Origin of the sequence: Burkholderia sp. E168m23 (assembly GCF_016586125.1) — a bacterium.
In the GTDB taxonomy this organism is placed as follows: domain Bacteria; phylum Pseudomonadota; class Gammaproteobacteria; order Burkholderiales; family Burkholderiaceae; genus Burkholderia; species Burkholderia orbicola.
The window spans coordinates 1-6589 of sequence record NZ_BCPP01000343.1 but is presented as its reverse complement, the minus strand read 5'-3'; the positions used below and the strand labels follow the sequence as shown (position 1 = coordinate 6589).

At 69.3% G+C, this 6589-nt stretch carries 5 protein-coding genes and 1 pseudogene; all 6 read left to right on the top strand.

The annotated features are described in order from the left end of the window. Positions 1–198: pseudogene (locus tag JMF90_RS18395) on the top strand (cytochrome c); the annotation flags it as partial. Then, complete coding sequence (locus JMF90_RS18390) at positions 195–695, top strand: (2Fe-2S)-binding protein (protein ID WP_006498476.1); 501 nt, start codon at positions 195–197, stop codon at positions 693–695. The pseudogene JMF90_RS18395 and the gene JMF90_RS18390, both read left to right, overlap by 4 nt. Beyond that, on the top strand, positions 695–2956 hold the full coding sequence (locus tag JMF90_RS18385) for a molybdopterin cofactor-binding domain-containing protein (protein ID WP_201317364.1): 2262 nt from the start codon (positions 695–697) through the stop codon (positions 2954–2956). The genes JMF90_RS18390 and JMF90_RS18385 overlap by 1 nt, the downstream gene beginning before the upstream one ends. A gap of 104 nt (positions 2957–3060) precedes the next feature. Beyond that, entirely contained in the window at positions 3061–3978 is a 918-nt protein-coding gene (locus tag JMF90_RS18380; protein WP_006481367.1) for a LysR family transcriptional regulator, read from the top strand. A 181-nt stretch (positions 3979–4159) separates the two neighbouring features. Continuing rightward, positions 4160–5377: an MFS transporter gene (locus JMF90_RS18375; protein WP_200159957.1), complete on the top strand. Its 1218-nt coding sequence runs from the start codon at positions 4160–4162 to the stop codon at positions 5375–5377. Positions 5378–5455: 78 nt separating this feature from the next. Continuing rightward, positions 5456–6568 (top strand): alkene reductase, encoded by a 1113-nt coding sequence (locus tag JMF90_RS18370; RefSeq protein WP_200159956.1) that lies wholly within the window; start codon positions 5456–5458, stop codon positions 6566–6568. Positions 6569–6589 lie beyond the last annotated feature (21 nt).

Below are 6589 nucleotides of genomic sequence, written 5' to 3'. Positions count from 1 at the left end.
ATCCAGATGATGTTCAACGGCATCGGCTGGCACGGCGAGGACACGCTCAACTACATGCCGTCGTTCATCGACCAGTACGACGACGCGCAGATCGCCGATCTCGCCGCGTACGTGCGCGAGACCTATACCGATCGTCCCGCGTGGCCGGGCGTCGACGCGATGGCCGCGAAGCTCAGAAAAGAGGACACCGCACGATGATTACCCTCACCGTCAACGGCGTGCGGCACACGCTGGACATCGATCCGTCCACGCCGCTGCTGTACGCGCTGCGCAACGACCTGCACCTGCACGGCGCGAAGTTCGGCTGCGGCCTCGGCCAATGCGGCGCCTGCACCGTGATCGTCGACGGCAAGCCGACCTTCTCGTGCCTGATGCCGGTGGCCGCGGTCGGCGCGCGCAGCGTGCGCACCATCGAAAGCCTCGGCACCGCCGAGCATCCGGGCCCGCTGCAACGCGCGTTCATCGAGCACCAGGCCGCGCAGTGCGGCTACTGCATCGCCGGGATGATCATGCGCGCGCAGGCGCTGCTCGAACGCAATCCGAAGCCGACCGAACAGGAACTGCGCACGCACATGGAACCGAATCTGTGCCGCTGCGGCACGCATATGCGGATTCTCGCGGCGGTGCGCTCGGTCGCGGGGCTGCCGGCCCCCGAGCCCGCTTCCGCTCCCGTCACGATCAGCAAGGGGCTGTGATGAATTCCCACGACGACATTGACGAAGGCCGCCGGCACTTCATCGTCTCCGGCGCGCTGTTCGTCGCGTTCAGTCTCGCGCCCGCGTCGCGCGCGGCCGCGCAGCTGGTGATCGCCGACGAAGGTGCGGCCGTCCACGTGGCGAAAGCCACCCAGGCGCTCGCGGGCAGCCTGAAGACCAATCCGCTGCTCGACGCGTGGGTCAAGATCGCGCCCGACGGCAAGGTCACCGTGTTTACCGGCAAGGTCGAGCTCGGCACCGGCGTGCGCACCGCACTGCTGCAGGTGGCCGCCGAGGAACTCGACATGAAGCCGTCGCTGATCACGTTCCTGACCGCCGACACCGGCGCGTCGCCGGACGAAGGATTGACCGCCGGCAGCCACACGATGGCCGACAGCGGCTCCGCGCTGCTGAACGCCACCGCGCAGGTGCGCGCGCTGCTGGTGGAAGGCGCGGCGAAACGCTTCGGCGTCGATCCGCGCGTGCTGACCACCGCCGACGCGGTGATCAAGGCACCCGACGGCCGCACGATGACCTACGGCGACGCGATCCGCACGGTCGACCTGCATCGCAATGCCGCGCCCACGTCGCCGCTGAAGAACCCGGCGACGTTCGCCGTGATCGGCACGTCGCTGCCGCGCGTCGACATCCCGAGCAAGGTCACGGGCGGCGTCAGCTACGTGCAGGACATGCAGTTGCCCGGCATGCTGCACGCACGGGTCGTGATGCCGCCGGTGTACGACGCGACGCTGCTGTCGTTCGACGAAGCCGCGATCCTGAAGCTGCCCGGCGTCGTGCGGATCGTGCGCAACGGCAGCATGCTCGCGGTGGTCGCGCAGGGCGAGTGGCAGGCGGTGGTCGCGCAGCGCGCGCTCGCCGCCGGCTGCCGCTGGTCGCCGGGCCGCAAGCTGCCCGAGCGCGGCACCGTGCACGCGGACCTGAAACGGATCTCGACGCAGCGCATCGAGATCGCGAACACGCATGCGGCCACCGCGCCGGCCGTGAAGACGCTGAATGCGACGTTCCTGAAGAACTACCTGCTGCACGGGTCGATCGGGCCGTCGTGTTCGGTCGCGCATCTCGAGAACGGGATGATGACGGTGTGGACCCACTCGCAGGGCGTCTACCCGCTGCGCGACGCGCTCGCGGAGATGCTGTCGATGCCGAAGGCCAGCGTGCGCTGCATTCACACCGAGGGCTCCGGCTGCTACGGCCACAACGCGGCGGACGACGCGGCCGCGCACGCCGCGCTGATCGCCGCCGCGATGCCGGGCAAGCCGATTCGCGTGCAATGGATGCGCGAACAGGAACACACGTGGGATCACTTCACGCCCGCGATGGTGACCGAGGTCAGCGCGTCGCTCGATGCGGGCGGCCGCATCGTCGACTGGAACTATGCGTTGTGGAGCAGTTCGCACAACGAGCGGATCGTCAACGCCGGCCGGCTGCTGCCCGCGCGGATGCTCGAGCCGCCGTTCGTGCCCGCGCCGTCGACGCCGATGCTGCAGCCGGAGGGCGGCGGCGATCGCAACGCGATCCCGCTGTACGCGCTGCCGAACCAGCACATCGTCAACAACTTCTCGCCGACGATGCCGCTGCAGACGTCCGCGATGCGCTCGCTCGGCGCGCACACCAACGTCTGGGCGATCGAGAGCTTCATGGACGAGCTCGCGCACGCGGCCGGCGTCGATCCGGTCGAATTCCGGCTGCGTCACATGGAAGACCATCGCGCGCGGCAGGTGATCCAGCTCGCCGCGAAGCACTTCGGCTGGCCGCGGCCGCCGCGCGCGCGCAACCGCGGCGTCGGCTTCGCGTTCGGCAAGTACAAGAACCTGATGGCCTACGTCGCGATCGCGGTCGAGGTGTCGGTCGTGCCGGAAACCGGCCAGGTGACGCTCGAACACGCGGAAGCCGCCGTCGACGCGGGCCAGATCGTGTCGCCGGACGGCATCCGCAACCAGATCGAGGGCGGCATCGTGCAGGCCGCGAGCTGGACGCTATACGAAGCGCTGAAGTACGACACGGAACGGATTCGCAGCTTCGACTGGAGCAGCTACCCGATCCTGCGCTTCTCGGCCGTGCCGCAGAACGTGAAGGTCCATCTGGTCAATCGCCCCGGCGCGCCGTTTCTCGGCGCGGCCGAGGCGTCGATGGGGCCGACCGCCGGCGCGCTGGCCAACGCGATCTTCGACGCGACCGGGCAGCGCATGCGCGAAATGCCGTTCGCCGGCGACGCATTGAGAAAGCGCATCGACGCCTAGCGGGTCGGTCACCCCGCTACGCGCCCCCCCTATATCCGACATGAGACAAGACGGCGCCGGCACGCACCGGCGCCGCATGCCGACCGGCTGGAGTGCTTCCGACGATGGATACCTTGCTTTCGATGCGCGTGTTCACGCGCATCGTCGAAACCGGCAGCTTCACGCGCGCCTCCGACACGACCGGCCTCACCACGCCGCGCGTGTCCGCGCTGCTGAGCGCACTCGAGCAGCATCTCGGCTGCCGGCTGCTGAACCGCACCACGCGGCGCATCTCGCTGACCGAGGACGGTCAGGCCTACTACGAACGTTCCGTCGCGGTGCTGCGCGAGATCGACGACATGGAGGCGTCGGTCTCGCAGGCCCGTAACGTGCCGCGCGGCCGGCTGAAGGTGAACCTGCCGCCCGCGATGGCGAAGCAGGTCGTGGTGCCCGCGCTGCCGGCGTTTCTCGACGCCCATCCGGACATCATGCTCGAACTCGGCGTGACCGACCGGCAGATCGACCTCGTCGGCGAAGGGGTCGACTGCGTGGTACGCATCGGCGCGCTCGACGATTCGGGCATGATCGCGAAGCGGATCGGCAGCCTGACCACCTGTACGTGCGGCTCGCCTGCGTATTTCGCGCGGTGCGGCGAGCCGCAAACCGTCGACGATCTCGCGCAGCACGTCGCGGTCAGTCACATCTCGGCCGACACCGGGCGGCCGCGCCCGTGGGATTACGTGGTCGACGGCGAGCCGCGCATCGTGCAGATGTGCGGCACGGTGGCCGTCAACGACGCGGACAACTACATCGAGTGCGGCGTCGCCGGCATCGGCCTGATCAAGACGTCGCTGTACCTCGTCGAGCCTTACCTGAAATCGGGCCGGCTGCGCGAAGTGCTGACCGATTTCAACGCGCCGGCCCGGCCGATCTCGGTGCTGTATCCGCCCAATCGCCACATCCCGGTCAAGCTGAAGGTGTTCGTCGACTGGCTCGCGGGCCTGTTCGAGCAGATTCCGACGCTGCAGGGCAAACGCGGCTGAACCCGCGCGGCGCGGCACCTTTGCGTGCCGCGCAACGCTCGATTGCGCGGCGTCCCGATTCCGGCCTGAGCGATTGATCACTAGTATCGACGGCAATGCGGTGCACCGTATCGCGGCCAGGCGAGCTCCATGCCGGCGCGACGCTCCGGTGCCCGGCCCTTCCCTTTTCCAGGAGTCGACCATGTCAACGGATTCAACACCGCTCGCGCCGCCCGCGCACGGCGTCAAGCTCACGCAGGGGCTGATCCTGCTGTTCGCGTTCAGTTGCGGCGCAATCGTCGCGAACCTCTACTACGCGCAGCCGATCACCGAGCTCATCGCGCCGGGCCTGCACATGTCCGGCAACACGGCGAGCCTGATCGTGTCGCTGACGCAGATCGGCTACGCGCTCGGGCTGTTCTTCATCGTGCCGCTCGGCGACCTGCTCGAAAACCGCAAGCTGATGATCGTGACGGCCGTCGTGTCGATCGCGAGCCTCGCGGCGGCGGCGCTCGTGCGCACGCCCGGGCTCTTTCTCGCGATTTCGCTGCTGATCGGGTTCAGCTCGGTGGCCGTGCAGATCCTCGTGCCGCTCGCCGCGCACCTCGCGCCGGACCATTCGCGCGGCCGCGTCGTCGGCACGATCATGAGCGGGCTGCTGCTCGGCATCCTGCTCGCGCGGCCGCTGTCGAGCGTCGTGGCCGACGCGTTCGGCTGGCGCTTCGTGTTCGCGGCGGCGGCCGTGCTGATGACGCTCGTCACGGCCGTGCTCGCGCTGACGATTCCGTCGCGCCAGCCCGATCACCGCGCGACCTATTTCGAACTGATCGGCTCGCTGCTGCACCTCGTTCGTACGATGCCGGTGCTGCGTCACCGCGCGCTCTACCAGGGCCTGATGTTCGCGTCGTTCAGCCTGTTCTGGACCGCCGTGCCCGTCGAGCTGACGCGTCACTACGGGTTGTCGCAATCGGCGATCGGCCTGTTCGCGCTGGTCGGCGCGATCGGCGCGACCTCGGCGCCGGCGGCCGGGCGTCTGGCGGATGCCGGCCATACGGTGCGCGCGACGCTGATCGCGCTCGTCGCCGGCGCGCTCGCGTATGCGGTCGGGTTCGTGCACGGCGCCGGCCTGTACGGGCTCGTCGTCACCGGCATCGTGCTCGACTTCGCAGTGCAGATGAACATGGTGCTCGGCCAGCGCGAGATCTATGCGCTGCACGCGGCGAGCCGCAACCGGCTGAATGCGCTGTACATGACGAGCATCTTCGTCGGCGGCGCCATCGGCTCCGCGCTCGCGAGCCCGCTGTACGAGCATGGCGGCTGGCCGCTCGTCGCCGCGGTGGCCGGCGCGTTCCCGATCGTCGCGCTCGCACACTACCTGCTCGTCGGCCGGCCGCACGCGCAACGCCACGCCGGGGGTTGACCCGCCGTCGCACGCCGAACCGATCCGTTCGCGGGGCGCGCCGCCGCCCCGCTCCCCGTCGAACCACAGGAGTCCATCATGTCTTCCCTGCTCAGTGCTTACGATCTGCGCGGCCTCGCGCTGCCGAACCGCGTCGTGATGGGGCCGATGACGCGCTCGCGCGCGCCGTCGCGCGGGCTGCCCACCGAACTGATGGCCGAGTACTACGCGCAACGCGCGTCGGCCGGCCTGATCGTGACCGAAGCCACCAACGTCAGCCGGGCGTCCGCCGCATTCGAGCTGACGCCGGGCCTCGTCGACGATGCGCAGGCCGCCGCCTGGAAAATCGTCACCGATGCCGTCCATGCGAACGGCGGGCGCATCTTCGCGCAGCTATGGCATGGCGGCCGCGTGAGCTCGCTGACGCTGCTCGGCGGCGCCGCGCCGCTGTCGCCGTCCGGCGTGAACGACGACCTCGAACAGTTGCAGGTCTGGGCGCAGCTGCAGAACGGCTACTACACGAAGATTCATGCGACGCCGTCGCGCGCGATGACGACCGATGAAGTCGTCGCGACCGTCGACGAATTCCGGCAGGCCGCGGCCCGCGCGATGGCCGCGGGCTTCGACGGCGTCGAGATCCACGCCGCCAACGGCTACCTGCCGCACCAGTTCCTGTCGTCGACGCTGAATCGCCGCGACGATCGCTACGGCGGATCGGTCGCGAACCGCGCGCGCTTTCTGGAAGAAATCGTCGACGCGGTCGGCGGCGTGATGCCGCTGAGCCGCGTCGGCGTGCGGATCTCGCCGTACGCGAAATACAACAACGTGCGCGACGCCGATCCGGACGCAACGCTCGCGTACGTCGGCCGGATGCTCGACACGGCGGGCGTCGCCTATCTGCACGCGGCCGACACCAACGGCTGGAGCGGCGAACCCGATCTGCCGCGCATCGTCGATCATGCGCGCCGGTCGTTCCACGGCACGCTGATCGTCAACGGCGGCATTTCACCGGAGGCGGCGAGCGCACTGATCGACGCGGGCGACGCCGATCTCGTCGCGTTTGCCCGCGCGTATATCGCGAACCCGGATCTCGTCGAGCGCATCGCGGCCCGCGCACCGCTCGCGCAGCCGAAGTCCATCGGCTGGTACGGCGGCGAGCGCGCCGGCTACGTCGACTACGCGCGGCACGACGCGGCGCAATCGCCCGCCTGACCCGCGCACGCCGGGCGCGGC